The sequence below is a fragment of the Burkholderia sp. WSM2230 genome (genome assembly GCF_000472445.1).
Classification (GTDB): Bacteria; Pseudomonadota; Gammaproteobacteria; order Burkholderiales; family Burkholderiaceae; genus Paraburkholderia.
In genome coordinates, this window is the sequence record NZ_AXAJ01000018.1 from 86,023 (window position 1) to 111,971 (window position 25,949).

The window sequence follows — 25,949 nt, forward strand, 5'->3', positions numbered from 1 at the left end:
TGGGCGCTTTGCGTCGCGCGGCGGTTTGCAAGGCTGCGTGCGGCTTTGCCTGCGAGCTTCAGGCGCTGCGTGGGGTTTCGCTCGCTGCGTGGGGTTTCGCTCGCTGCGTAGGATTCGCTAGCTGCGTGGGGATTCGCTAGCTGCGTGGGGATTCACTCGTCGCGTTGGGATTCGCTCGCTGCGCCGGGACTTCGCTCGCGGCACTGGCACGAACGGTCAGCGCCGCGTTCGCCACGGCGAAGCGGGCAGCGGCCTTGCGAATGCGCCGCGCAGGCACTCGCTGCGCGACCTTTTCACGCTTTGTCTTCACCGCTTTGAATTGCCGCGTGCTCCACGCCCTGACATTTTGCTTTCTCGCCCGTTCATGACGCACGCTTTCCTGTCTTCCGTCGCACGCCATATTCGTCACGCGGCGCTGCTTTCACGCCTGACGTCTGCTTTCACCGCTTTCACCGCTTTCACTGCTTTCCGGACCGACGCTTCCGTTACGATGTCGCCGCGCCGCGGCGCTTTGCGCGCGAGCGCGCGGCTGCTCGTGTGCGCCGCGCTCGCGGGCGCGGCGTCCCTGCCGGTTGCCGCCGAAGCGCGCGTCAAGGCCACGCATCCGGGCGTGAACGTCAGCACCGTGTTGCCGCAGTCGGTGATGACCGGCCTGCAGCGCGCGCACGTACCCTTGTCGTCGATCAGCGTGGTCGTCGAAAAAGTCGGCGACCGCACGCCGGTCATCGCGTTGAACGCCGGCAAGCCGATGATGCCCGCGTCGACGATGAAACTCGTCACCACCTACGCCGGCCTGTCGATTCTCGGCCCCGACTACCGCTGGCGCACGAGCGCCTATGCCGACGGCACGCTCGACGCCAGCGGCGTGCTTCACGGCAATCTGTACATTCAGGGCACGGGCGATCCGAAGCTCGTGCCGGAGGAACTGATCGACCTCGTGCAGAAGATCCACAAGGCGGGGATTCGCGGCATAGACGGCGCGCTCGTGCTGGACAAGCGCTACTTCGATGTGTCGACACGCGACCTGCCCGCCTTCGACGACGACGTCAGCGCGCCGTACAACGTCGGCCCGGATCCGCTGCTGTACGCGTTCAAATCGCTGTCGTTCACGCTGACGCCCTCGCCTGACGGCACGGTGGCGATCGACGTGCTGCCCGCGCTCGCGCAACTGCAGATCGACAATCAGATGCGCGCGGTCAACGGCCCTTGCCGCGGCGAAGCGGCTTCTGTCTCGCCGACGGTCACACCGACGCCTAACGGCACGGTCGTTGCCTCGTTCGCCGGCGACTATCCGCTGCGCTGCGGCCCGCGCACGGTCAACGTCGCGGTGCTCGATCATTCGGCGTTTTTTGCGGGCGGTTTTCTCGCGCTGTGGCAGCAAACCGGCGGCACCTTCAGCGGCGCCATGCGCGAAGGCGCGGTGCCGGTCGGCGCGAAACTGGTGGCCACGCATCAGGGGCCGCTGCTATCGGACATCGTTCGCGACATCAACAAGTTCAGCAACAACACCATGGCGCGCAATCTGTTCCTGTCGATCGGCGCGGCCGAAGAAAAGCCGCCCGCGACGCCCGCCAAATCCGCGCGCGCGATCGAGGCATTCCTGCGCCGCGACAGCGTCGAGATGCAGTATCTGTCGCTCGACAACGGCTCGGGCCTCTCGCGCGACGAGCATCTCACCGCGCTCTCGCTCGCCGATCTGCTGCAACGGGCCAACGCGAGCCCGGTCGCTCAGGTGTTCGTGCAGTCGCTGCCGATTGCCGGCGTCGACGGCACCATGCGCAACCGCCTCACCAACCAGGGCGCGGGCGGCAACGCGCAGATCAAGACAGGCACGCTGCGCGACGTGCGGGCGATCGCCGGCTACGTGGCATCGGCGGACGGCAACAGCTATGTCGTGGTGAGCTTCATCAACGATCCGCACTCCGAAGCTGCGCGCGCGGCGCACGACGCATTGCTCGAATGGGTCTATCAAGGGCCGAGCACGGGCTTCAGCAGAGTCTCGGCGCCCGCCGCCGAACCGGCGAGCGCGGCACCGCGTGTGAAGCCCAGGAAAAACCCGCGCAGACGCGAGGCCCATTGAGGATTCCTTCTAGCGAAGGCCGCGCGCGGCAAGCGCTGAACCGTGTACGCTGTCGGGCAGTGTTCGAGCCGCGCGGCGCGCTTGAACCATAACAACAACACACGACAGAACACCGCGGCATGTCACGCGGCGGCAAGAGACCACGGAGGAAGACACCATGCAATTCGATGCCGAATTGCTGCTGCTCGCCATGGCGCCAGTCTTTCTCGCATGTATCGGCTGGGAGGCGTGGCACCTGCGGCGAACGCGCCCCGGCGCGGCGCTCTACAGCTGGCGCGACACGCTTTGCAATGCGGCGCTCGCGCTACTGCAGCAAGCCGCCGACAAGCTCGCGTGGCTCGCCATCATCCCCGTCTATGCGTTTTTCTACGACCACTACCGCGTGCATACGTGGCACGCGGGTTGGCTCCCGTTTGCCGTGCTGTTCGTTGCACAGGATCTGCTCTACTACGCGTTTCACCGTTGCAGCCATCGCGTGCGCTGGTTATGGGCCGCGCATGTCGTGCATCACTCGTCGGAGCGGCTGAATTTTTCGACAGCCTTCCGCCAAAGCCTCATGTATCCGCTCGCGGGCATGTGGCTCTTCTGGATTCCGCTTGCCATGCTTGGCTTTCCGCCGAAGCAGATCGTCGCGATCGTGCTGATCAACCTGGGCTTCCAGTTCTTCGTGCACACCCAGGTGGTCCGCAAGTTCAGCGGTAAATTCGGCTGGCTCGAATACGTGTTCAACACGCCGTCCATCCACCGCGTGCACCACGCGCGCAACGACCGTTATATCGACCGCAACTATGCAGGCGTGCTCGTGATCTGGGACCGGCTGTTCGGCACCTACGTCGATGAAGACCCGCGCGAGCCGCCCGTCTACGGCATCGTCGAGCCGCTTCATACGTACAACCCGCTGAAGGCGACGTTCCACGAATGGGCGTCGATGGCGCACGACTTTGCGAACGCGCGCGGCGTGCCCGACAAACTGCGCGCGCTGTTTGCTCCGCCCGCGTGGGCCGCCCGTTTTCATGCGCGGCGCATGGCGAGCTCAGCAGCTTGTTCAACCGCTGGCGCAACAGCCGGCTCAGCAGCTCGTTCCACGGCCGGCATGGCTGCTACCGCGGTCACGCCTTCGCAAGCAAGCATCAACGACAACAACGATATTTCCAGCACGACGCAGACGTAAAAAGATTCTGTAAGCTGTCGTCACGCCGCCGACGCGGCGGGCGCGGCCTGCAATACATGGCGCAAGGGCCAGACATACGAGGAGATGTAGCCAACATGAAGCAAACAGCATCGAGGAAACAGCATTGGTTGCGCGTCACGCAAATCGCCGCCGCAAGCGCCGCATTTGCGCTGCTCGCCGCTTGCGGCGGTGGCGGCGACGACAACAACTCAGGCAGCAGCACGCCGGCGGGCGGCGTCAAATTGCAGGTGGTCTCGTTCGGCGACAGCCTGTCGGATGTCGGCACATATGCGCCCGTCATTCAGTCGAGCTTCGGCGGCGGCCGCTTCACGACCAACCCGGGCGAAGTGTGGACGCAAAAGGTGGCAACGTATTACGGCGACACGTTGAAGCCGGCCTACCTCGGCGGCTTCGGGCAGCCGCTCGTCGCGGCGGGTGGCTACGGTTATGCGCAGGGCGGATCGGACGTGGTCAATGCGCAGGGCAAAGGCTGGGCGCCGAACAACATGGCTGCGACGACAGTGCCCATCGTGACTCAGGTCGCGAACTACCTGAACGCACATAGCAGCTTCAACTCGAATCAGCTCGTGCTGGTGAACGGCGGCGCAAACGACATCTTCCAGTTCGCGGAAAACACCGCCAACCTGACGGCGCTCGCCACCGCGCTACAGACGCAATTCCCGCTGCTCGTGCAGGCCGGCACGCTGCCGAACACGCAGGCGGGTCAGGTAGCGTTCATCGTCAGTTATCTGTCGAAACTGCCTAACCCGCAGGTCGCTCAAGCTGCTACTCAGCTCGCGACGCAGGTGAAGACCATCGTCAACTCGGGCGCGACTCATGTGGTGGTCTCGACCGTGCCGGACATCGGCAACACGCCGCTCGGTGTCGCCGCGAACGCAAGCACGCCGGGTTCGGCTGCGCTGCTGACGGGCATCGCCGCCGCGTACAACTACATGTTCGTGCAGAACCTGACGGCGCTTGGCCTGCTCGGCACGGGCAAGGTGATCGTGGTCGATGCGTTCGCGTGGCAGGATCAGCAGTTGCCGAACTACAAGGCGCTCGGCTTCACGGTGTCGAACACCGGCACAGCCTGCAACCTGACCGCCATGCAGAGCAACGCGACCGCTTACGCCCGCGCCAATCCGAGCGCGACCAACGGGCTGACTCCGGAGCAGTATGGTGCGCAGTTCGGTTCTTCGCTGTTCTGCTCGCCGCAGACCTACACGGTGGCCGGCGCGGACCAGACCTATATGTTCGCGGACACCGTCCATCCGAGCACGCACATGCACGCGTTGTTCGCGCAGTACGTGCAGCAGCAGATCGCGGCTACCGGCCTCGGCAAATAAGCCGAAAGCGGCCGCGCGGCGCGCGGTCGTTTTTTGCCCGGAAAATTGAAAAACGCCTGGCTTATCGATCGATCCCGTCGATTCGAAAGCCAGGCGTTTTTTATTGGCGCTTCTGACGCGCGTGCCTTTGACAAGTGGGGCGGAAAAGCTCAGCCCTGGCTTTGCGCCTCGAACGCCGCGGCTGCCCGGCCGAGCCGGTCATTCACTGCAATCCATTCGATCGTATCGGGCAGCTTCTCGATCAGAATACGCGCGACGTTCGCGCGATCCAGCGCCCGCAGCAAGCCATACAGCTCGCGCGCGTACACGTGAGGATCTTCGGGCGCGGCGATGAAATGCACGCCCTCGGCGTCGGCCCATTGCCCCGCTCGCGATGCCCGCGCGACGAGCGCGACGCGCTCGCCGGCTGTGCGCGCGGCGAGCAACGGCTCCAGCACATTGAACGGCAGCAACGCGAGTGGCGTGCGCGGCGCGTAATGCGCCTTCAGCGTACCCGAGGCGCGCGGCGCGGTCGCGTCCGAGCCGTCAGGCAGGCGCGGCGCTTCGCCGAGCACATCGGCGATTTCTTGCGGCGTGACACGGCCCGGCCTCAGCAACGCGGGAAAGCCGCGCGACAAATCCAGAATGGTCGACTCGATACCGACGTCCGACGCCCCGCCGTCGAGCACATGAATCGCGCTGCCGAACTCGTCGCGCACATGCTGCGCGGTGGTCGGGCTCACGTGCCCAAAGCGGTTCGCCGACGGCGCCGCCACGCCGCCATGCCCGTTGCGCAAGACGCTGAACGCCTCGAGCAGCGCTTGCGCCACCGGGTGCGACGGACAGCGCAAGCCGACTGAATCCTGGCCGCCGCTGACAGCCGCAGGAATGCGCGCGGCGCGCTTGAGGATCAGCGTGAGCGGTCCAGGCCAGAACGCGTCGATCAGACGCTGTGCCTCTTGCGGCAAATGCTCGACCCAATATGCCGGATCGCCCTGCGGCGCCAGATGCACGATCACCGGATGATTCGCCGGCCGGCCCTTTGCCGCGTAGATGCGCGCGACGGCGTCCGGATTCTGGGCATCGCCGCCGAGACCATACACCGTCTCCGTGGGAAACGCGACGAGGCCGCCCGCATCGAGCAGCGCCGCGGCATGCTCGATCTGCGCGGCGCTGACGGGCAGCGCGTCGGCGGCTTCGGGAGGCAGGCCGGCCTGAACCGGTTTCTGTCGATCTGGCATGGCGCGCGCGTCAGCTCGTGGCGATATGCAGAAGCCGCGCGCAATCGCGCGCCGCTGTGCGGGCTTCGTCGAGCGTCGCAGCCGTGAAGTTCACATGGCCCATCTTGCGGCCGCAACGCGCCTCTTCCTTGCCATACAGATGCAGACGCGCGGCCGGCATGGCGGCCACCTCGTGCCATGGCGGCGTGACCGACGCGCCCTTCGGACCGTCGGGAAACCAGATGTCGCCGAGAATGTTCAGCATGACGGCCGGCGAATGCTGGCGCGTGTCGCCGAGCGGCATGCCGGTCATTGCGCGCACCTGCTGTTCGAACTGGCTGGTCGCGCACGCGTCGACGGTGTAGTGACCGGAGTTGTGCGGACGCGGCGCCATTTCATTGGCCACGAGCGAGCCATCTTCGAGAATGAAGAATTCGACGCACAGCACGCCGACATAGCCGAGCTTGTCGGCGATCTGCAGCGCGGCCTGTTGCGCCTGCTCGACAAGCGTCGGGCTGGCGTCCGGCGCCGGCACGATGGTGTGCGACAGCACGCCGTCGCGGTGCGTGTTCTGCGCAAGCGGATAGACGACCGACGCGCCGCTTGAGCCGCGCGCGATCAGCGCGGACACTTCGAACTTGAGCGGCAGGCGCTTCTCCAGCACGCACGGCACGCCGCCAAGCGACGCATGCGCCTCGCGCACTTCGTCCGCATTGCGCACGCGGACCTGGCCTTTGCCGTCGTAACCCATGCGAGCCGTTTTGAGGATGCCGGGCAGCACCGCTTCGAGCTGCGCATCGTCGAGCGCGGCAAGCGCGTCCGACGACTCGATCACGACATGCGGCGCCACCGTCACGCCCGACGACGCGATAAAGCGCTTTTCGGCGATGCGGTCCTGAGCCACGGCAACGCAGCGGCCCGCCGGGCTCACGAAAGTCGTCTTCGCGAGAAAGTCGAGGCTCGCGGCCGGGACGTTCTCGAATTCCGTCGACACGGCCGCGCATAGCCGCGCGAGTTCGGTCAACGACGCTTCGTCGTCATAGGCCGCGCGCAAATGGCGGTCGGCGACCGCGCCCGCGGGGCTGGTTTCGTCGGGATCGAGCACGGCGACGCGGTAGCCCATTGCCTGGGCGGCAAAGCAGAACATGCGGCCGAGCTGGCCGCCACCGACCATGCCAAGCCATGCGCCGGGCAGAATCGGTGAAACCGGTGTGTTGTCTGGATTCATCTTGGTGGTCGGTCGCGGCCGGACGTGCATTCAATTCTGCAATGGCACGCGCGCGGCCGGTTGGTCAGACAGGGGACGTCCTGTAACTATCGCTGAGCAATCGGGCCGGGTCTCGCCTGGTTGTTCGGCCGGCCGTTTGGCCGGTTGTTGGGCCAGCTCTTTGGCCGGGGTCGGTCCGCTTATCAGCGCATCAATCAAACCGGCGCTTACAGCGCCGGCAACACCATCGCGTGAGCCGCTTCGTTCTGGCGCACGCGGAACGCCGCCAGCTTTTCCGCATATTCCGCGCTAGTGCCGCTCAGTATCGACACTGCGAAGAGCGCCGCATTCGCCGCGCCCGCTTCGCCGATCGCAAAGGTCGCGACCGGCACGCCCTTCGGCATCTGCACGATCGAATGCAACGAGTCGACGCCCTTCAGGTACTTGCTCGCCACCGGCACGCCGAGCACCGGTACCGTGGTCTTGGCGGCCAGCATGCCCGGCAGATGCGCCGCACCGCCCGCGCCCGCGATGATCGCGCGGATGCCGCGCTCGCGTGCACCTTCAGCATAGGCGAACATTTCGTCCGGCATGCGGTGCGCGGAAACCACCTTGGCTTCGTACGGCACGCCGAATTCCTGCAGAATCGCCACGGCGTTTTTCATGACTTCCCAGTCGGAACTGGAGCCCATCAGCACGCCGACAACCGGCGCACCATGCGTATGGGCGGTTTGTGCTTCACTCATCTTGCGGCTTCCTGTTTGCGGCTTGCTGTTTGCGGCTTCCTGTTTGCGGCTTGCTGGTCGCGGATTCGGTCAGGCGAGCTTGTGCCCGGTCAGACGTTCGAGCGCTTCCTGGTATTTCTCGCCCGTCTTTTGCACGACGTCGTCCGGCAGTTTCGGCGCGGGCGGCTCTTTCGCCCAGTCCTGCGTTTCGAGCCAGTCGCGCACGAACTGCTTGTCGAACGAGGGCGGATTGGTGCCCACTTTATACTGGTCGGCCGGCCAGAAGCGCGACGAGTCGGCGGTGAGCGCCTCGTCCATCAGGTACAGCTTGCCGTGGTTGTCGAGACCAAACTCGAACTTGGTATCCGCGATGATGATGCCGCGCGTGGCCGCATAATCCGCCGCTTCCTTGTACAGCCGGATCGAGATGTCGCGGATCGTGGCCGACAGTTCGGTGCCGATGCGGCGCTCCATCTCGTCGTACGTGATGTTTTCGTCGTGATGACCCATTTCGGCCTTGGCCGCCGGCGTAAAAATCGGCTCCGGCAGTTTCTGCGCGTTCTGCAGACCCGGCGGCAGTTGCACGCCGCACACCGAACCGGTCGCCTGATAGTCTTTCCAGCCGCTGCCGGCGAGATAACCACGCACCACCGCTTCAACCAGAATCGGCTCGAGGCGCTTCACCACGACCGCGCGGCCCTTGACCTGCTCGACTTCGTCCGCCGCGACCACCGACTCGGGCGCCACGCCCGTCAGGTGATTCGGCACCACGTGCTTGAGCTTCTCGAACCAGAAGTTCGCCATTTCGTTGAGCACGCGTCCCTTATTCGGAATCGGCTCGCCCATGATGACGTCGAACGCCGACAGACGGTCGGTCGTGACGATCAGCAACTGGTCGTTGCCCACCGCATAGTTGTCGCGGACTTTACCGCGGCCGAGCAGCGGCAGCGAGCGGAGCGTGGATTCGTAGAGGGTAGACATCGTCGTGGTTCGCTAAAAATGAGGCAAAAAGTGTGACCGGAACAAAAGGGAAACGCCGTTCCCCGGATGATGCGGGAACGGCGATCTAACGACAACCTGGCCGAACGGCCAGGCGCAGAGCCAGCGCTGACGCAAATGCCGCTTAGCGGACGACTTGCGCGAGTTCGCCCGACTTGTACTTCTCCGCAATTTTATCAAGCGAAACGGGCTGGATCTTGCCAGCCTGGCCTTCGCAGCCGAACTGCGTGTAGCGCTCGATACAGATCTTCATGGCGGCTTCGCGCGCCGGCTTCAGGTAGTCGCGCGGGTCGAACTTGCCCGGATTGGTCGCCATGTAGCGGCGGATCGCGCCGGTGATCGCCAGACGCAAGTCGGTGTCGATATTGACCTTGCGCACGCCGTGCTTGATGCCTTCCTGGATTTCCTCGACCGGCACGCCGTAGGTTTCCTTCATGTCGCCGCCGAATTCGCGGATTTCCGCGAGCAGTTCCTGCGGCACCGACGACGAACCGTGCATCACCAGGTGCGTGTTCGGAATGCGCTGGTGAATTTCCTTGATGCGCTGGATCGACAGAATGTCGCCCGTCGGCTTCTTGCTGAACTTGTACGCGCCGTGCGACGTGCCGATCGCGATGGCGAGCGCGTCGCACTGCGTGAGCTTGACGAAGTCGGCAGCCTGTTCCGGATCGGTCAGCAGTTGCTCGCGGGTCATCGTGCCTTCCGCGCCGTGGCCGTCTTCCTTGTCGCCCTTCATGGTTTCCAGCGAACCGAGCACGCCCAGTTCCGCTTCCACCGTGACGCCGATCGAGTGGGCTGCTTCCACCACCTTGCGCGACACGTCGACGTTGTACTCGTACGACGCAACCGTCTTGCCGTCGGCTTCGAGCGAGCCGTCCATCATCACGCTGGTGAAGCCGCTGCGGATCGCGGCCATACAGACCGCCGGCGACTGGCCGTGGTCCTGATGCATCACGACCGGAATGTGCGGATAGGATTCGACCGCTGCTTCGATCAGATGGCGCAGGAACGCTTCGCCCGCGTATTTACGCGCGCCGGCCGAAGCCTGCATGATGACCGGAGCGTTGACCTTGTCGGCCGCGGCCATGATCGCCTGCACCTGCTCCAGGTTGTTCACGTTGAATGCCGGGAGGCCGTAGCCGTTTTCAGCGGCATGGTCCAGCAGTTGACGCATTGATACGAGAGGCATGCTGTAACTCCTTAGATTGAAACGAATTCTTTGCCGCCGGCATCTTCTGGGCGATTTTATCGCGAAGCAAACCGCACACCCATTGAGGCGCTGGCCGCTGCGCGCAAGACATGGTTTCATGCTCCCGCGCGACAAGGGCCAATGCGCCGCGACGCAAACGAAACGTCGCGGGTACGACAGCCTGCTTCGCTCAATCAAGCCTGTGCCGGTCGAGCAGTCCTGCAGATCAATACGGCTCGCCGACCCGTACGATCTTCAGCGTATTCGTGCCGCCGGCCTGGCCCATCGGCTCGCCGACAGTCAGCACCACCATGTCGCCACGCGACGCGTAACCCTTGCTGACCACTGTCTCCAACGCCTGTTGCAACGCCGTGTCGCGGTCGGTGTTGGTGTCCAGATGCAGCGAAGTCACGTTGCGGTACAGCGCCATGGCCCGCTCGCTGCCGACGCGCGGCGTGAGCGCGAAAATCGGCACATGCGTCCAGTGACGCGACATCCACAGCGCCGTCGAGCCGGACTCGGTCAACGCCACGATCGCCTTCGCGCCCAGGTGATAGGCGGTGAAGAGCGCGCCCATCGCGATGGACTGGTCGATGCGCGTGAAGGTGCGGTCGAGGAAATCCTTGTCCAGTTCCGACTGCTCCGACTTCTCGGCTTCGACGCAGATCGCGGCCATTGTCTCGATGGTCTGCACCGGGTACTTGCCTGCCGCCGATTCCGCCGAGAGCATCACCGCGTCCGTGCCGTCCAGCACCGCGTTGGCGACGTCCGACACTTCCGCGCGCGTGGGCACCGGCGCGTAGATCATCGACTCCATCATCTGGGTCGCGGTGATCACGAACTTGTTCGACTCGCGCGCCATACGAATCATCCGCTTTTGCAGCGCGGGGACTGCGGCATTCCCCACTTCCACGGCGAGATCGCCGCGCGCGACCATGATGCCGTCCGACGCGTCCAGAATGCCTTGCAGCGCCGGAATGGCTTCCGCGCGCTCGATCTTGGCAATCATCTTCGGCTTGATGCCATACGGCGCGCCGGCGATGTTCGCCAGTTGGCGCGCCATTTCCATGTCGGTCGCGTTCTTCGGGAACGATACCGCGACGAAATCGACGCCGAGCGACATTGCCGTGCGGATGTCTTCCATGTCCTTGGCGGTCAGCGCGGGTGCCGACAGACCGCCGCCCTGGCGGTTGATGCCCTTGTTGTTCGACAGGTCGCCGCCGATCTTCACGATCGTATGGATTTCGTTGCCGATCACGCGCTGTACATTCAGCACGATGAGGCCGTCGTTGAGCAGCAGCACGTCGCCCGGCTTCAGGTCGCGCGGCAAGTCCTTGTAGTCGAGGCCGGCGCGTTCCTGGTTGCCGAGCTCGCAGTCCGCGTCGAGGATGAAAGGCTCACCCGAGGTAAGCGTGACCTTGCCGTTTTCAAATTTGCCGACCCGGATCTTCGGGCCTTGCAGGTCCGCCATGATGGCGACCTCGCGGCCCGCCTGGCGAGCCGCCTCGCGCACGAATTCGGCGCGCTGGCGGTGGTCGTCCGCGGTGCCATGCGAGAAATTGAGCCGCACCACGTCGGCGCCTGCCTGAATCATTTGCAGCAGAATCTCCGGCGTGCTGGAAGCCGGTCCGATGGTAGCGACAATCTTGGTGGCGCGATGCATGAGTCTCCTCGTCTGGATAGGATCGCTGGAAAGAGCGCTGCGAGTCGGATGCGGAGGCTGCGCACCGAAAGATGCTGCCGGGGGCTGCGCGCCGGTTGAAACCAGCGTCGCTTTATGGGGTGAAGCGGTGTTCGACACCGGCACGCGCAGTGCCGGCGGGGGTGCCGGGGCGACTTGGGCTTCCGGGAGTTCCGTGGATGGCGCGGCGGATTCGTCAATTGCAATGCTGGACGGTTCCGCCGGGCTTTCCGCGGTGGTCGACTCCACGGACGCGACAGGCGCCTCGGGCTCTTCTGAATGACTGGCCGCCGGCGCGGCTTCGCCGGCACCCGTCAGGGAGGTCGCCAGCGCGGCGGCAACCGTGCTGGCAAGCTCGGACTCTCTGGCCGCCGTGGCGGTGGCGGTGGCGGCGGTGGCCGCAGTGGCCGCGGAGCGCGCCGTGCGCTCCCCTGCCGTCGCTGCCGCTGTGTCGCGCGGCTTGCCGCGCTGACCGTTCGCTTTTGCAGGCTTCGCCGTTGGGGAGCGCGCTGCCACGTTAAGCCCGCGATTCCAGAACTTCGACAGCCGGCAGCTTCTTGCCTTCCAGGAACTCGAGGAAGGCGCCGCCGCCCGTGGAGATATAGCTGACCTTGTCGTGGATGCCGTACTTGGCGATGGCAGCGAGCGTATCGCCGCCGCCCGCAATCGAGAACGCCGACGACCTCGCGATAGCGTCGGCCAGCGTCTTCGTGCCGTTGCCGAACTGGTCGAATTCGAACACGCCGACCGGGCCGTTCCACACGATGGTGCCGGCTTTTTCCAGTTGCGCGGCGAGCGTCTTCGCGGTTTCCGGTCCGATGTCGAGGATCATGTCGTCGTCCTCGACGTCGGCGACGGCCTTGATCTCGGCCTTGGCGGTCGGCGAAAACTCCTTCGCCGTGACCACGTCGGTGGGAATGGGCACCGAGGCGCCGCGCGCCTTCGCTGCGTCGATAATGGCTTTGGCTTCGCTCACCAGATCGGCTTCGGCGAGCGACTTGCCGATCTTCAGACCCGCGGCCAGCATGAACGTGTTCGCAATGCCGCCGCCCACGATCAGCTGATCCACTTTCTCGGCCAGCGACTTCAGAATAGTCAGCTTGGTCGACACCTTGGAACCAGCGACGATCGCCACCAGCGGTCGCTTCGGCGCGCCGAGCGCCTTGCCGAGCGCTTCGAGCTCGGCAGCCAGCAGCGGACCAGCGCAAGCCACCGGCGCATACTTCGCGATGCCGTGCGTGGTCGCTTCGGCGCGGTGCGCGGTGCCGAATGCGTCGTTCACGTAGATGTCGCAGAGCTTCGCCATTTTTTGCGCAAGCTCGTCGGAATCCTTCTTCTCGCCCTTGTTCACGCGGCAGTTTTCCAGCAGCACGACCTGGCCCGGCGCGACGTTCACGCCGTTTTCCACCCAGTTGGCGACGAGCGGCACGTCGCGGCCCAGCAGTTCCGCGAAGCGCTTCGCGACCGGCGCGAGCGAGTCTTCCGGCTTGAAATCGCCCTCGGTCGGACGGCCCAGGTGCGACGTGACCATTACGGCGGCGCCGGCGTCGAGCGCGGCCTTCACGGCCGGCACCGAGGCGCGGATGCGGGTGTCTTCGGTGATGTTGCCTTGATCGTCTTGCGGCACGTTCAGATCGGCGCGGATGAACACTCGTTTGCCGGACAGCTTGCCTTCGGCGATCAGATCGGAGAGACGCAATACCTTGTTCATGGGCGGTTGTGTGCGAGTTGATGGGAAGGCGGTGGCGGACGGCGCACACGGCTTTCGGCGCAGTGAACTCCAGCGCGTCGGCAGGGCGGCTCCACGAGGTGGAACGCCGGCGACAAGGCCGCGGCGCAGGCGCCAGGCATCGGCGCGGTCATCCCGGAAAGGGGCATTTTAACTGATCCGAACTACCTTCTGACCCGCGAGCGGGCGAATCCCCCGTATTCGAATGCCGCACTGCCATGCTGCGTCGCAGCATGGCAACCACCCTCGGTTACATGAACAAACGCAGCAGCGTGAAAACGACCATTCCAACGACGATCGTCCCAAGCATGGTGCGGCGCCACAAAAACCACGCGAGGCCCGCGAGCGCCGCATAGAACTCGTGGTTCGACGGCGCAAACGAGAGGCCCTCGGGCGTGCCGAGCACATCGGGCAAGACCACGGCGGCGAGCGCCGCAGCGGGCGCATAGCGCAGCATGCGCTGCACGCGGCCGGGCAAAACCGTGCGCTCGCCGCCGATTAGAAACATCGCGCGTGTCACGGCGGTGACGAAGGTCATGCCGAGAATGGCGAGCCAGATTTCCACGGACGTCATTGCGAATCCCCCGCGCCGCTGCGAATGCGCCGCAAATCGGCGCGCTCGGCCATCAGGTCCGCGGCGCTGCCCGCGATGATCGCGGCGATCACCGCGAGCGGCAGCCCAAGCCGGTACGGCAGGTCGAACGCGAGCAGCGCCACGATTCCAGCGATGCACACCGCGACCAGCGTCGAACGCGTGGCAATAGCCGCCACCATGATCGGCAGAAGCGCAAGCGTGCCGGCGAGCGCGAGCCCCCAGTTGTCCGGAATCAGGCTCGCGAGCAGGATGCCCGCAATCGACGCCACCTGCCACGACAGCCAGCTGCTCACCGCCATGCCCCAGAAGTACGCCTCCTTGCCCGGCACATAGCCGGTCGCAAAGTTCTTCTTCACGAACAGCAGATAGATCACGTCGCCGTTGAAGTAGCCGAGCAGGATGCGCCGCCACATCGACAGATAGGAAAAGTGCGGCGCAAGGCCGACGCTGAAGATCACGAAACGCGTATTGACCATGGCGGCCGTGAGCAGCACCGTCCAGATCGGCAGCTTGGCGGCGAGCAGCGGCAGCACCGCCAGTTGCGACGAGCCGGCGTAACACAGGAGCGACATGGCGAGCGCCTGCGGCAGCGTGAGCACGGACTTGCTCATCGCGATGCCGGTGACGAGGCCCCAGGAGCAGATCGCCATGAGCGTGGGCGAATAGTCGCGTGCGCCCTCGCGGAAGGCACGGCGATCGATGTCTGACAGACGAGCGAGCATGAGGCGGAAAGCGCGGGCGCAGAAAGCCGCGATGGGAAAATTTGGGGAAAATCGGCGCCAGCTCGTCGAGCACCCGCTGGCGCATCCGGATGCGAATTATGCGTGCGCCGAATTATAGCGCCCGGCATGCGTCCAAATGCCCGTTTCGTGTGCAAAAGACGCTAAAATAACGCTCTTCGCTGCACCCCATCGGAAATTTCCGGCGCGTCCGGCTTTCCGCGCCCCGGCGCCTCGCGCATCCACGGGCTTGGGGTTTCACACCAACACGCACCTGCTGGAGAACCGTATGTCAATGGCCGACCGCGACGGCAAGATCTGGATGGATGGCAAGCTGATCGACTGGCGCGATGCCAAGATCCATGTGCTGACCCACACGCTGCATTACGGCATGGGCGTTTTCGAAGGCGTGCGCGCCTATAAGACGGCCGACGGCGGCACCGCGATTTTCCGTTTGCAGGAGCACACCAAGCGTCTCCTGAACTCGGCCAAGATTTTTCAGATGGGCGTGCCGTTCGACCACGAAACGCTCGCCGCCGCGCAGCGCGAAGTGGTCCGCGAGAACAAGCTCGAGTCGTGCTATCTGCGCCCGATCATCTGGGTCGGTTCGGAAAAGCTCGGCGTGTCGGCCAAGGGCAACACCATCCATGTGGCCATTGCCGCGTGGCCGTGGGGCGCTTACCTCGGTGAAGACGGCATCGCCAAGGGCATCCGCGTGAAGACTTCGTCGTTCACGCGGCATCACGTGAATGTGTCCATGGTCCGCGCGAAGGCGTCGGGCTGGTATGTGAACTCGATCCTCGCGAACCAGGAAGCCATCGCCGACGGTTACGACGAAGCGCTGTTGCTCGACGTGGACGGCTATGTGTCGGAAGGCTCCGGCGAAAACTTCTTCCTCGTGAACAACGGCAAGCTGTACACGCCTGACCTGTCGTCGTGCCTCGACGGCATTACGCGCGACACGGTCATCACGCTCGCGCGCGACATGGGCATTCCCGTGATCGAAAAGCGCATTACGCGCGACGAGGTCTACACCTGCGACGAAGCGTTCCTCACCGGTACCGCCGCCGAAGTCACGCCGATCCGCGAACTGGATAACCGCACCATCGGCTCCGGCGCCCGCGGCCCGATCACGGAGAAGCTGCAGTCTGCGTTCTTCGACGTCGTCAACGGCAAGAGCGAAAAGTACGCACACTGGCTGACCAGGATTTAACGCGCATTGCGCCGCACGCACCCTGCATACAACGAGAAAGTCTCATGAGCGATATCAAGGAAATGCCGCTGGTCGAACTGACGGCAAAGGACCTCCCGGCGTACTGCCCGAACCCGGCCATGCCGCGCTGGAGTTCGCATCCGCGCGTCTTTATCGACGTGTCGCACGGCGAAGCGCGCTGCCCCTACTGCAGCACGCGTTACAAGCTGCGCGACGGCGAAGTGATCAAGGGTCACTGAACCTCGCGTACTGAACGCGAGCCGTTCGCCCGCGGCATCGGCTGTCCCGCCGGTTGCTGCCTCGCCCGCTGCTGGGGCTTTCGCCGGTATTCGTAGCGGCGAATCGCCCCTTTTCCTTTATTTTTATTTATCCGAGGCACCCCGCGCATCGCGCGCGAGGCGCTTCGTTTCGACACCGGACAATCACTCTGATGCGTCGCGCGTTGGTTATCGCACCGAACTGGATCGGTGACGCATTGATGGCGCAGCCGCTCTTTGCGCGCCTCGTGAAGCTGCATCCCCGCATCGCGATCGACGCGGTCGCGCCCTCGTGGGTTGCGCCCGTGCTAGAACGCATGCCGGAAATCCGCGACGTCTACGCCACCGACCTCGCGCACGGCAAGCTGCAGATGCTGCGCCGCTGGCAGCTCGCGAGCGACTTGCGCGACGTCGGCTACGACGCGGCCTACGTACTGCCGAACTCGCTGAAGTCGGCGCTGATTCCGTGGATGGCGGGCATTCGCCTGCGCATCGGCTATACCGGCGAAAGCCGCTACGGCCTCCTGAACGTGCGCCACGCGAATCCGCGCAAGGATGAGCGCCCGCCGATGGTCGGCCATTACGCCGCCCTCGCCTACGCGCCGGGCGCCAGAATTCCCGACGACCTGCCGATGCCGCGGCTCGACGCCGACCTGAACGAGGCGGCGCGCGTCTCGGCCCGCTTCAATCTCGACACGCGGGTGCCGTTGCTGGTGTTCTGCCCGGGCGCCGAATACGGCCCGGCCAAGCGCTGGCCACCCGAGCATTTCGCCGCGCTCGCGCAAATGGTCGGCCAGTCGTTCCCATACACGCAGATCGTCGCGCTCGGTTCGCCGAAAGACGCGCCGCTTGCGCAGGCCATCGCCGAAAAAGCGCCGAACGTGCGCAACCTGTGCGGCCAGACCGCGCTTGGCGAAGCCTGCGCGCTGATCGCGCGGGCCAATGCCGTTGTCACGAACGATTCGGGGCTCATGCACGTCGCTGCCGCGCTGCGCCGGCCGCTCGTGGCCGTCTACGGTTCGACCGATCCGCGGCACACGCCGCCCCTGTCGGAGCTTGCGAAGGTACAATGGCTTCATCTCGAATGCAGCCCCTGTTTTCAGCGCGAGTGTCCGCTCGGTCATCTGAACTGCCTGAAGCAGTTGAGCGCCGAGCAGGTTTTCGGCGATTTACGCGGCATGTTGCTCGCGCAACGCTGAGCCGGCTGACACTTGCATGCAACACCGCACGCCCCTGAGCGCGTCGCGTCATGTTCGCGCCTTGCGGCGCGGGCATTCTGGCGCTCGGGTGCGATCGTCCGGTGGTCCGGACTGTCCCGCTCACCGCTGCCTTGCAACCGCGCGCCGCGCACAAGAGACTGACGAGCCATGCCACGTTTTGCCCACATCTTCGAAGCCGCCGCCGATACCCTCAACGCCTATTACCAGGCCGTCGCCGAGGTCAATATCGACAGCCTGATGGGCCTGTGGATCGACGAAGAGTTCGTGAGCTGCATTTGTGCCGACGGCTCGCATCTGCATGGCCTCGACAGCATTCGCACGGGCTTGCAGGTGCTGTTCGAAGCGGCGCCGGTCTCTATCGAACCGCTCGACATTCGCGTCTACGACAGCCTCGGCACCGTCGTCTACGCAATCGCGGAGGCACATCGGCCCGTCGACCCGAAAGCCGCGCCCACGATGGTTTTCACCACTTATGTGATGGTCCACGAACGCGGCGAATGGCGCATTGCGCACATCCACGCGAGCCCAATGCCCAATGAAGCCGCCAGCCAGTTCGCCACCAAGATGCGGCATGGCCAAGGGTCGCTCCACTGAAGCGCTGCGCGCCGCCACGCTTTCGCTTTGAATCCCGCTCCTGAACCGGCATGAGCACGCCCCGCAGCAAGTCCTCTTTGCGGACGACACGAGAGCAGACCGCTACGTCGGGTATAGCCGGCGTCGAGGCCGCTATCCAGTCCACTGTCGACGCCACTATCGACGCGAGTCTGGAAGCCGCCAAAGACCTGCTCTACCGCGCGCCGCTGTGGTTGCCGAACAAACATGTGCAGACCATCGTGCCGTCGCTGTTCGCGCGCCGTCCCGCTGTGTCGTTTCGCCGCGAGCGCTGGGACACGCCTGACGGCGATTTCATCGACGTCGACTGGGTTCGGCACGACGACTCGCCGGCCTCGGCCATGACAGGCGACGCTGCGCGTCCGGTTCCCGCTGCTAACGCGCCGTTGCTCGTTCTGTTTCACGGCCTGGAAGGCAGCTCCGCTTCGCATTACGCATCCACGTTGATGGCAGCCGCGCGCGATTATGGCTGGCACGGCGTCGTGCCGCACTTTCGCAGTTGCAGCGGCGAGCTCAATCGCCTGCCGCGCTTCTATCATCTGGCGGACAGCAACGAAGTGGATTGGATCCTGCGACGCCTGCGCGCCGTGCACCGCGGGCCGCTGGTCGCCGCGGGCGTGTCGCTCGGCGGCAATGTGCTGTTGCGCTGGCTCGGCGAGCAGCGCGAGGATGCGGCGTGGGTAATCGCCGGCGCCGCCGCGGTTTCCACGCCCATCGACGTGCACGCAGGCGGCCACGCGCTGTCGCAAGGCCTCGGCATGATCTACACGCGCAACTTTCTGAAGACGCTCAAGCAGAAGGCCGAGCAGAAGCTGGCGCAGTTTCCCGGCCTGTTCGACCGCAACGCGATGCTTGCGAGCCGTACCATGTACGAGTTCGACAATGTCGTCACGGCGCCGCTGCACGGCTTTCGCGATACCGACGACTATTGGAGCGTGGCCACCACGCGCCCCTTGCTGCCGCACATTCAGGTGCCCACGCTCGTGCTGAATGCGCGCAACGATCCGTTTTTGCCGGCGAGGGCGTTGCCGGCGCGGCATCAGGTGTCGGCGGCGGTGGAACTTGATCAGCCGAGGCACGGCGGTCACGCCGGCTTCATGACCGGACCGTTTCCCGGCCGGATCGACTGGCTGTCGCGGCGCGTGTTGGGCTTTCTGGAGCAACACGTCGATCATGGATGACATCGTCAAGCAGGCTTTGGCCAAATGGCCAAACGTTCCCAGTTGCACCGGCTGGCTGATGCTCGACCGGCGCGGCCAGTGGCGCATGCGCGACGAAGCCGCACAGGCGAGCGGCTCGCCGGGCGTGCCGATCCGCCACGAAGCGCTGCTCGGCTTCATCAACCGCAACTACGAGTGCGACGAACGCGGGCAATGGTTCTTCCAGAACGGACCGCAGCGGGTGTACGTGGAACTCGGCTATACGCCTTGGGTCGTGCGCTTGTCGGTCGACGCGGACGGCGTGCTCGCATTGACAGATCAGGCAGGTAACCGTTTCGAACCCTCAGTCGTGTATGCCGACGACGAGGGCGGCATTCTGTTTGCCGGCGCCTCGGGTCATTCGGATCCGTCGGGTCTGCGCGCGCCGCCGCGAATCGCCGTGCTGCACGATCACGATCTGGAAGTTTTCGCGGACCACACGACGCTCGCCGACGATTCCGTTAGCGGCGAGTTCCACTGGAACGGCGGCACCACGTTGCCGCTGCAGCCGATAAGGCGTGGAGAAGTCGCGTCGCGCTTCGGTTTTGTAGAGAGCCCGGCGGCGAACGTCTGACGCGTGCATCCCGGGCAAGCGGCCTGTCTGCGAAAACACCTGTCGCAACGGGTTAGTCGTCGCTCCGGCGGCGAAGGTGCTCTCGCCGCCGGACGCCGCAGTGTTGCGACACTTCGCGGTTAGCTCTTTTCATCCAGCCGCTCTTCCTTGTAGCGGTTCTCCATTTCATGCAGCCTCGCGTCGACGGTGGCAAGGTCGTAATAGCCGATCGTCTTCATATCGCGCGCGTCCTTCAATTGACGGATCGCCGAGGGCCACGCGCCTTCCAGCGCGAACTTCTCGGCGAGCGCGCGATGACGCGTGAGCGCATCGCCCGTCCCGGCGCTTGCCTGCGCGAGGTACAACCACCATGCCGGCTGATCGGGCTGCGCCCGGGTCTCTTTCTGCGCCAACGCCTGCGCCTCGGCAAAGCGCCGCAGGCTCAGCAAGGTGCGAATGTGCATGTCGATGGCGGCGTTCGATTGCGGCCAGCGCTTTTGCGCAAAGTCGGCAAGACGCACCGCCTCCTCGTCGCGGCCGGCACGCCGCGCGATGTCGGCGGCAAGCACGTCGAGACTCGGCGAACTGCGTGCGGGGTCGCCCTCCGCCTGCGCCCCCACGGCAAACGCATCACGCGACGAAGCGAGCGACCGGGCCGCGTCGTCGTAACGCTCAAGCAGCATCTGGCCATACGCGATGCCATACCAGTTCGCAGCAACGTTCGGCGCCGTGCGGTCTTCGATCTCCGAGCGCAAGCGCGAGACCTCGTCGGCGTACTCGCTGCGCGAGCGGTCCTGCAACATGCGAGCTCGTGCGCGCACGAAGCCGTACTCGCTCGCCTGATGCGGCTGGCGGTAAGGCGCGCGCCGCGCGCGGTCTTCCATGTCGGCGATCCGCTCGCCAGTCAGCGGGTGCGTGCGAGCGTACGCCGGAATGCCGGTGTCGCTCATCGCCGCACGGTCGAGGCGGCCGAAGAACGTGGTCATCGCATACGGATCGTAGCCCGCGCCGGCGAGCAGCAAGAAGCCGACACGGTCCGCCTCGTGTTCGGCCGAACGCGAAAAGCGCAACTGGTTGTCGACCGCATAAGCCTGGCCGCCGATCGCAATCGCACTGCCCAGGTCGCCGCTATGCGCGAGCACGCTCGCGAGCACGCCGAACAGCATGCCCGCGAGCGCCGCGTAGCCGCTGCGCTCGCCGGTCGTAATCATCCGCGAGATATGGCGTTGCAGGACGTGACCCATCTCGTGGCCGAGCACTGACGCGAGTTCGGACTCCGTTTGCGTCGCGACGATCAGCCCTGTGTTCACGCCAATGAACCCGCCGGGCAGCGAAAACGCATTGATCTGCGCGTCGCGCACCGCAAACAGGTCGAAGTCCGGCCGATAGCCGCCGATGTAGAGCGCGTTCGCCGCCGCAGCGAGTTTTGCGGCGACCGAGTTCAGGTAGTCGCGCACCAGCCAGTCGTCGAGATAGTCGGGGTCGCGGCGCAATTCGCGCATCACGCGTTCGCCGAGCTTGCGCTCGGCTTGCGGCGTGAGCGTCCCCGCGCCGCCGCTGCCAAGGTCGGGCAATTGCTGCGTGGCGATTGGCGCACGCCAGCCGGTGTTGGCGCCGCTATTCGCGCCGCGGTTCCCGCCTGAGTTGCCTGAGTTGCCTGAGTTGCCTGAGCTGCCGGAAAAGCGGCTTTGCGCGCCGCCATACACGCCGAACACGCCTTGCGCGATGTCGGACGGCACCAGCGGATCCGCGTACGACTCCACCGGTCCGCTGACGAGCGGCGGCTCGGCGGACTGCCCGGCAGGCCCGGCGCTGGACGCGGCGCGCGCCTGCGCGAACGCAGCAGGCGGCGCCGCAAGCGTGACGCACAGCAACGCAGCAAGAAACCGTTTGGGACGCATTGCGAGTTCGTATGACGGAGTCGAATGGCGATGCCCGCCGCCCGGATGAACGCACGACTAAGATAGCGGACAAGGCGCAATTGTAATCAGTCGACGCGCGGCTCAGGCATGCTCGGGTGCGCCGGGCTGCCGCGCCGCACTGCTATCGCACTGCTATGATAGGCGCCCTCTGAAGGAGCCAACCATGCCTGATCTCACTCATTTCGATGCTGCCGGCAAGGCGCATATGGTGGACGTCGGCGGCAAGCAGGAGACCAAGCGCGTCGCCATCGCGCGAGGTTCGATCCGCATGCTGCCGGAAACCTTCGCGCTGATTCGCGACGGCAACGCAAAGAAGGGCGACGTGATCGGCATCGCACGCATTGCCGCGATTCAAGGCGCAAAGCGCACCGCCGATCTGATTCCGCTGTGTCATCCACTCGCGCTGACACGCGTGAAGGTGGACTTCGAACTGGACGAGAAACTGCCCTCCGTGCATTGCACCGCGCAGGTGGAAACGCTCGGCAGAACCGGGGTCGAGATGGAGGCGCTCACCGCCGTGCAGGTCGGGCTGCTGACGGTGTACGACATGTGCAAGGCGGTGGATCGCGGCATGACGATCACCGATGTGAAGGTGATGGAAAAGCACGGCGGGAAGTCGGGGGATTGGGTGGCGGAGTGACCGCGCGCTCGCGGTCGCCATCCTCTATGCGCCGCTGCCACCTTCACAAAACCGCGACTCACTCATCGTCGCTGTCGTCTTCCTGCTCGACGTCGCCCGACGGCATGCCGTAACGCTTCACCAGCTCTGCCTTGAAGCCGGCGAGCGTCTTCTGTTCATCGCAGAGTTGATACAGATAGCTCAACTGCGACGGCCAGTCTTTCAGTTCCTCGGCGAAGATTTTCAGTCGCTCGACAGTATCGAATGCCGCGGCCGTATCTCCACTCAACGCCTGTAGCACCGCATAACGGCGCAGCACCGTTTCGCCGGGCAGGAGCGCCATCGCTTGACGATGCATCGCCAGCTTGTGTTGAAGGTCCATCGAGTTCATCGGAAGAAGCGTTGCCATGCCGTACCCGCCCCATGCCCCGAACAGAAACGATGGTTCCGCTTGATATTGCTCAGCCGGACGCGTGCCGTAATACAGCACCTCCGCGCGGGCGTAATCGCGATACACCGGATACAGCGCGGCAATGCCGCCGAACACGACCACGGCGAACACGCCGAACGACAGCCGCGCGGGCACGAGCCGCAGCGGGCGTGTCTCGAGCAGGCCAAACACGAACATGGCCGGCAGCAGGAAGAACATGTACTGCTGCGGATATTCGACGAGCGCATGCATGACAAGCACGCCAATCAGCGCAATGCCGAATATGCGGGCCGCGCTCTGCGGCGCACGCACCACGCGCACGAGCCACGCAATGAGGCCAAACAGCACGATCGCGAGGCCAATCAGACCGGTCTTCGCCAGCAGGTCGATAAAAATGTCGTGCGAGTTATTGGCGATCTCCACATGGCCGAGCGTCTTCGCGAACTGATACTGGTAGCTCGGAAACTCGCCCCAGCCGACGCCCAGCAACGGGTGCGTGCGGAACATCGTCCAGCCGTATTTCCACAGCGCGAGCCGCGGCGCGATCTGGCCGGCGTCCTTGAAGCGATCCGCCGCGGATTGCCCGAGTTCGAGGTGATAGCGCACGTTGGCCCAACGAATCAGCGCATTAACGACGAAGAACATCACAGCAAGCGCAATCGGAATGAGCCATTGCCGATGGCTGCGGCGCAACTGCGGTTCAGCGCGCGTCTGTGCAAACGCCATCCAGAACCCGGCCACGACGATCACGCCCATTTGCAACCACGGACCCCGCGAGACGGTCAGCGCGAGCCCCACCGCGAAAATGGTCGAGACCAGCGCCCACATCGCGACGGCGATCCGGCGCGTCTGCACTAGGTACAGCGCGCCTGCCATCGCGAACGCGATATAGGTGGCGAGGTGATTCGCCTGCGCCATGTTGCCGAACGGCCGGCGCTCCACCGTCACGTTATACGCGACGACGAGCGGCGACACGCGAGCCTCGAGGTGAAAGAGCTGAATGACCTGGCAGAACACCGCAAACAATCCGCCAACAATGAGTGCGCAGGCCGCCCAGCGCAACGCGGTCTCGCTGAGCTTCGCGCGCGCAAAGCCATAGCCCGCATGCGTCGCCATGAAGGCGGCCAGCAGAAAACCGCCGCCGAGCCAGTTCATCGACGGCTGCGAGACCGGCAGCAGCACCGATTGTGCGACCAGCAGCAGGCCGAACAGCAACGGAACAAGCGCCACCACGGGCGACGCAAAACCGATGCGCGGCTGCGAGCCCGCCACCAGGAGGACCACGCCTGCGCCCATCAGCAGATACAACGCGAGCGCGGTGAATTCAGCGTAAAACGTCGGGATCGGATACGTGTGGTTGACGACTGCATAAGGCAGCACCAACGCGAGAGCCAACAGAACGAGAGAAAGATAGCGCGCGAAAGGTGTGGGCATCGAGTAAGCGGGTTGGGCGTCAGCAACCGGCGCACTATACAAAAAAATCCTTGCGCTGTGCGCCGGCTGGGCTTAAATATCCCGAAAATCAGCGATTTACGCTTGAGCCTCTAGCTTTGCGTGCAAGCGCCGTACGTTACGCGCGACACTCGGGCGGCGCGAGATTCGACGGCAATGTGGGCGCCTGCGTGGGCGTCGGCCCTGCACCGGGCGCAGGCAACGACGACGAGGTCTTGCCGCCAGCAAAGCATTCCCACGCGAGCGCACCGGCCTGCACCGAGCCCTTGGTCAACGCGACGCGCGCCGTAGGCGCATCGATGTTGTCGGGCACCGACGGCACGAGCGTGATCGTGTTGGAACCGGCCGGCGCGACACGCGTCGTGAAGGCGACGGTGATCTGGCCGCTGTCGTCGTCGATATGAACGGATTCGACGTTGCGCGTGGCGGGCGGCGACGCATAGCCTCCGCCGAACGCGTTGCCGCTCGCCGCGTTTTCCGAAACGGCAAGCCGGGCCGAGGCCGCGAGCGACAGGCCCTCGCCCACGCGGCTGCGCGCGAGATAGTCCTGATACGCGGGAATCGCATAGGCGGCAATCACGCCGACAATCGCAAGCACGATCATCAGTTCGATCAGCGTAAAGCCGAAGCCGAGGCGCGAGCCGACGCGGCGGCAAGCTCGCGCGAGTCTCGCGGACCAGCGCGCTCGAGCAAGCCGCGAGTGCGCCCGCGTGGACTGGGAATAAGGGGAGTAAGGCAAGGTGACGATCATCGGCAGGCTCCTGAAACGAAAAACGCCTGCTCCACGGATCGGGAACAGGCGCTTCCATCGTAGCGAGCGACGCTCGTGTCAGACAGTCAGCCGAATGGCTAACCTCGAGTTCCCGGAGACACATACTGCATGCCGCCTCAGGCCGCGGCGGATTTCGCGTTGCGGCGCTTGATCACATAGCCAAGAATCACGACGAACAGCGCACCGGCGACGCTCATCCCGTATTCGGCAAGAGGCGTGTCGAGGACCGGCCAGCGGTCGCCGGCAGGATCGTTGATGATGAGGCCGCCCGCGATCCAGCCGAGCAGCGCTGCGCCAAGCGTGATCACAATCGGGAAACGATCCAGCAGTTTCAGCACCAACTGGCTGCCCCACACGATCAGCGGAATACTCACCACCAGACCGAAGATCACCAGCGCGAGCCGATGCTGGGGGTCGGCGGCCTCGGCCGCGCCTGCGATGGCGATCACGTTGTCGAGACTCATGACCGCATCCGCGACGATGATCGTCTTGATCGCCGAGACAAGCTTGTCGGCAGGCTTCACGTTCTCATGCGCGTCATGCGCCGGCGCCATCAGACGAACGCCGATCCACAGCAGCAGCAACCCGCCCGCAAATTTCAACAAGGGCACGTCGAGCAGCGCGACCGCGAACGCAATCAGTATCACGCGCAGCAGAATCGCGCCGGCCGTGCCCCACAGCACGCCCTTCGTGCGTTGTGCAGGCGGCAAGTTGCGGCAAGCAAGCGCGATTACGACGGCGTTGTCGCCACCCAGCAGAATGTCGATGACGATGATCTGAATGACTGCGCCCCAGTGGAGCGTGGCGAGGAACTCGAGCATGAGCAAAAGAATAAGAAGGAACGGGAGGCGCAGACAATAAAAAAGCGGAGGAGTGTTGAACTCCCCCGCTTCGAGCCGCACGCCAACGAAAGGATCTCGTAAGCGTATCAAAAAAGGCGCCGCAACTGGGCGCCAGTTTCGATTTACAACATCGCCTTCAGAAGACGCGCCATTTCCGACGGGTTCTTCGTGACCTTGATGCCGCAGGCGTCCATGATTTCCAGCTTCGCTTCGGCCGT

The 25,949-nt window shown here is 64.8% G+C and carries 23 protein-coding genes and 1 pseudogene; 10 read left to right on the forward strand and 14 right to left on the reverse strand.

From position 1 onward, the window contains the following. The first annotated feature begins 364 nt into the window (after nt 1-364). From dacB to A3AC_RS0125895, 3 genes are all read left to right on the forward strand, one after another. On the forward strand, nt 365-2,080 hold the full coding sequence (gene dacB, locus A3AC_RS0125885) for a D-alanyl-D-alanine carboxypeptidase/D-alanyl-D-alanine endopeptidase (protein WP_025602345.1): 1,716 nt from the start codon (nt 365-367) through the stop codon (nt 2,078-2,080). Between the two features lie 157 nt (nt 2,081-2,237). Continuing rightward, nucleotides 2,238-3,251 (forward strand): sterol desaturase family protein, encoded by a 1,014-nt coding sequence (locus A3AC_RS0125890; RefSeq protein ID WP_025602346.1) that lies wholly within the window; start codon nt 2,238-2,240, stop codon nt 3,249-3,251. Between the two features lie 95 nt (nt 3,252-3,346). After that, a complete protein-coding gene (locus A3AC_RS0125895; protein ID WP_025602347.1) occupies nt 3,347-4,597 on the forward strand; it encodes an SGNH/GDSL hydrolase family protein in 1,251 nt (416 codons plus the stop codon). A gap of 149 nt (nt 4,598-4,746) precedes the next feature. Here A3AC_RS0125895 and A3AC_RS0125900 read toward each other — a convergent pair whose 3' ends face one another. The 9 genes from A3AC_RS0125900 to A3AC_RS0125940 form a co-directional block, all read right to left on the reverse strand. Continuing rightward, entirely contained in the window at nt 4,747-5,817 is a 1,071-nt protein-coding gene (locus tag A3AC_RS0125900; protein WP_025602348.1) for an L-threonylcarbamoyladenylate synthase, read from the reverse strand. A 10-nt stretch (nt 5,818-5,827) separates the two neighbouring features. Next, complete coding sequence (locus A3AC_RS0125905; protein WP_025602349.1) at nt 5,828-7,024, reverse strand: 5-(carboxyamino)imidazole ribonucleotide synthase; 1,197 nt, start codon at nt 7,022-7,024, stop codon at nt 5,828-5,830. 206 nt (nt 7,025-7,230) lie between these two features. Next, nucleotides 7,231-7,749 (reverse strand): 5-(carboxyamino)imidazole ribonucleotide mutase, encoded by a 519-nt coding sequence (purE, locus tag A3AC_RS0125910; RefSeq protein ID WP_025602350.1) that lies wholly within the window; start codon nt 7,747-7,749, stop codon nt 7,231-7,233. A gap of 69 nt (nt 7,750-7,818) precedes the next feature. Then, nucleotides 7,819-8,709 (reverse strand): phosphoribosylaminoimidazolesuccinocarboxamide synthase, encoded by an 891-nt coding sequence (locus tag A3AC_RS0125915; RefSeq protein ID WP_025602351.1) that lies wholly within the window; start codon nt 8,707-8,709, stop codon nt 7,819-7,821. Nucleotides 8,710-8,851: 142 nt separating this feature from the next. Continuing rightward, on the reverse strand, nt 8,852-9,916 hold the full coding sequence (gene fba / locus A3AC_RS0125920) for a class II fructose-bisphosphate aldolase (RefSeq protein ID WP_025602352.1): 1,065 nt from the start codon (nt 9,914-9,916) through the stop codon (nt 8,852-8,854). A gap of 226 nt (nt 9,917-10,142) precedes the next feature. After that, nucleotides 10,143-11,579, reverse strand: a complete 1,437-nt coding sequence (pyk, locus tag A3AC_RS0125925; protein ID WP_025602353.1) for a pyruvate kinase — start codon at nt 11,577-11,579, stop codon at nt 10,143-10,145. A 535-nt stretch (nt 11,580-12,114) separates the two neighbouring features. Continuing rightward, nucleotides 12,115-13,308: a phosphoglycerate kinase gene (locus A3AC_RS0125930; RefSeq protein WP_015003666.1), complete on the reverse strand. Its 1,194-nt coding sequence runs from the start codon at nt 13,306-13,308 to the stop codon at nt 12,115-12,117. 268 nt (nt 13,309-13,576) lie between these two features. Beyond that, entirely contained in the window at nt 13,577-13,900 is a 324-nt protein-coding gene (locus A3AC_RS0125935) for an AzlD domain-containing protein (RefSeq protein WP_025602354.1), read from the reverse strand. Then, on the reverse strand, nt 13,897-14,643 hold the full coding sequence (locus tag A3AC_RS0125940) for an AzlC family ABC transporter permease (protein ID WP_025602355.1): 747 nt from the start codon (nt 14,641-14,643) through the stop codon (nt 13,897-13,899). The genes A3AC_RS0125935 and A3AC_RS0125940 overlap by 4 nt, the downstream gene beginning before the upstream one ends. 286 nt (nt 14,644-14,929) lie before the next feature. Here A3AC_RS0125940 and A3AC_RS0125945 point away from each other — a divergent pair, with 286 nt between their 5' ends. From A3AC_RS0125945 to A3AC_RS0125970, 6 genes are all read left to right on the forward strand, one after another. Next, complete coding sequence (locus A3AC_RS0125945; RefSeq protein WP_025602356.1) at nt 14,930-15,853, forward strand: branched-chain amino acid transaminase; 924 nt, start codon at nt 14,930-14,932, stop codon at nt 15,851-15,853. Between the two features lie 44 nt (nt 15,854-15,897). Further along, nucleotides 15,898-16,092, forward strand: a complete 195-nt coding sequence (locus A3AC_RS0125950) for a zinc-finger domain-containing protein (protein WP_013340400.1) — start codon at nt 15,898-15,900, stop codon at nt 16,090-16,092. 191 nt (nt 16,093-16,283) lie between these two features. Continuing rightward, nucleotides 16,284-17,309 (forward strand): lipopolysaccharide heptosyltransferase II, encoded by a 1,026-nt coding sequence (waaF, locus tag A3AC_RS0125955; RefSeq protein WP_025602357.1) that lies wholly within the window; start codon nt 16,284-16,286, stop codon nt 17,307-17,309. 168 nt (nt 17,310-17,477) lie between these two features. Next, a complete protein-coding gene (locus A3AC_RS0125960; RefSeq protein WP_025602358.1) occupies nt 17,478-17,924 on the forward strand; it encodes a nuclear transport factor 2 family protein in 447 nt (148 codons plus the stop codon). 50 nt (nt 17,925-17,974) lie between these two features. Then, on the forward strand, nt 17,975-19,123 hold the full coding sequence (locus tag A3AC_RS0125965; RefSeq protein WP_025602359.1) for a YheT family hydrolase: 1,149 nt from the start codon (nt 17,975-17,977) through the stop codon (nt 19,121-19,123). Further along, entirely contained in the window at nt 19,116-19,715 is a 600-nt protein-coding gene (locus A3AC_RS0125970) for a DUF2946 family protein (RefSeq protein WP_025602360.1), read from the forward strand. The genes A3AC_RS0125965 and A3AC_RS0125970 overlap by 8 nt, the downstream gene beginning before the upstream one ends. A 119-nt stretch (nt 19,716-19,834) precedes the next feature. Here the strand turns inward: A3AC_RS0125970 and A3AC_RS0125975 are convergent, their stop codons facing one another. Further along, on the reverse strand, nt 19,835-21,595 hold the full coding sequence (locus tag A3AC_RS0125975; protein ID WP_025602361.1) for a M48 family metalloprotease: 1,761 nt from the start codon (nt 21,593-21,595) through the stop codon (nt 19,835-19,837). A gap of 184 nt (nt 21,596-21,779) precedes the next feature. Here A3AC_RS0125975 and moaC point away from each other — a divergent pair, with 184 nt between their 5' ends. Next, complete coding sequence (moaC, locus tag A3AC_RS0125980; protein WP_025602362.1) at nt 21,780-22,256, forward strand: cyclic pyranopterin monophosphate synthase MoaC; 477 nt, start codon at nt 21,780-21,782, stop codon at nt 22,254-22,256. 58 nt (nt 22,257-22,314) lie between these two features. Here moaC and A3AC_RS0125985 read toward each other — a convergent pair whose 3' ends face one another. The 4 genes and pseudogenes from A3AC_RS0125985 to A3AC_RS30575 form a co-directional block, all read right to left on the reverse strand. Continuing rightward, nucleotides 22,315-24,099 (reverse strand): PglL family O-oligosaccharyltransferase, encoded by a 1,785-nt coding sequence (locus tag A3AC_RS0125985; protein ID WP_025602363.1) that lies wholly within the window; start codon nt 24,097-24,099, stop codon nt 22,315-22,317. Nucleotides 24,100-24,235: 136 nt separating this feature from the next. Further along, the gene (locus A3AC_RS0125990; RefSeq protein WP_025602364.1) at nt 24,236-24,868 is read right to left on the reverse strand and encodes a pilin; all 633 of its coding nucleotides are present in this window, start codon (nt 24,866-24,868) and stop codon (nt 24,236-24,238) included. Nucleotides 24,869-25,005: 137 nt separating this feature from the next. Beyond that, on the reverse strand, nt 25,006-25,710 hold the full coding sequence (locus tag A3AC_RS0125995; protein WP_025602365.1) for a TerC family protein: 705 nt from the start codon (nt 25,708-25,710) through the stop codon (nt 25,006-25,008). A 143-nt stretch (nt 25,711-25,853) separates the two neighbouring features. Continuing rightward, nucleotides 25,854-25,949 (reverse strand): annotated as a pseudogene (locus tag A3AC_RS30575) (succinate--CoA ligase subunit alpha); the annotation flags it as partial.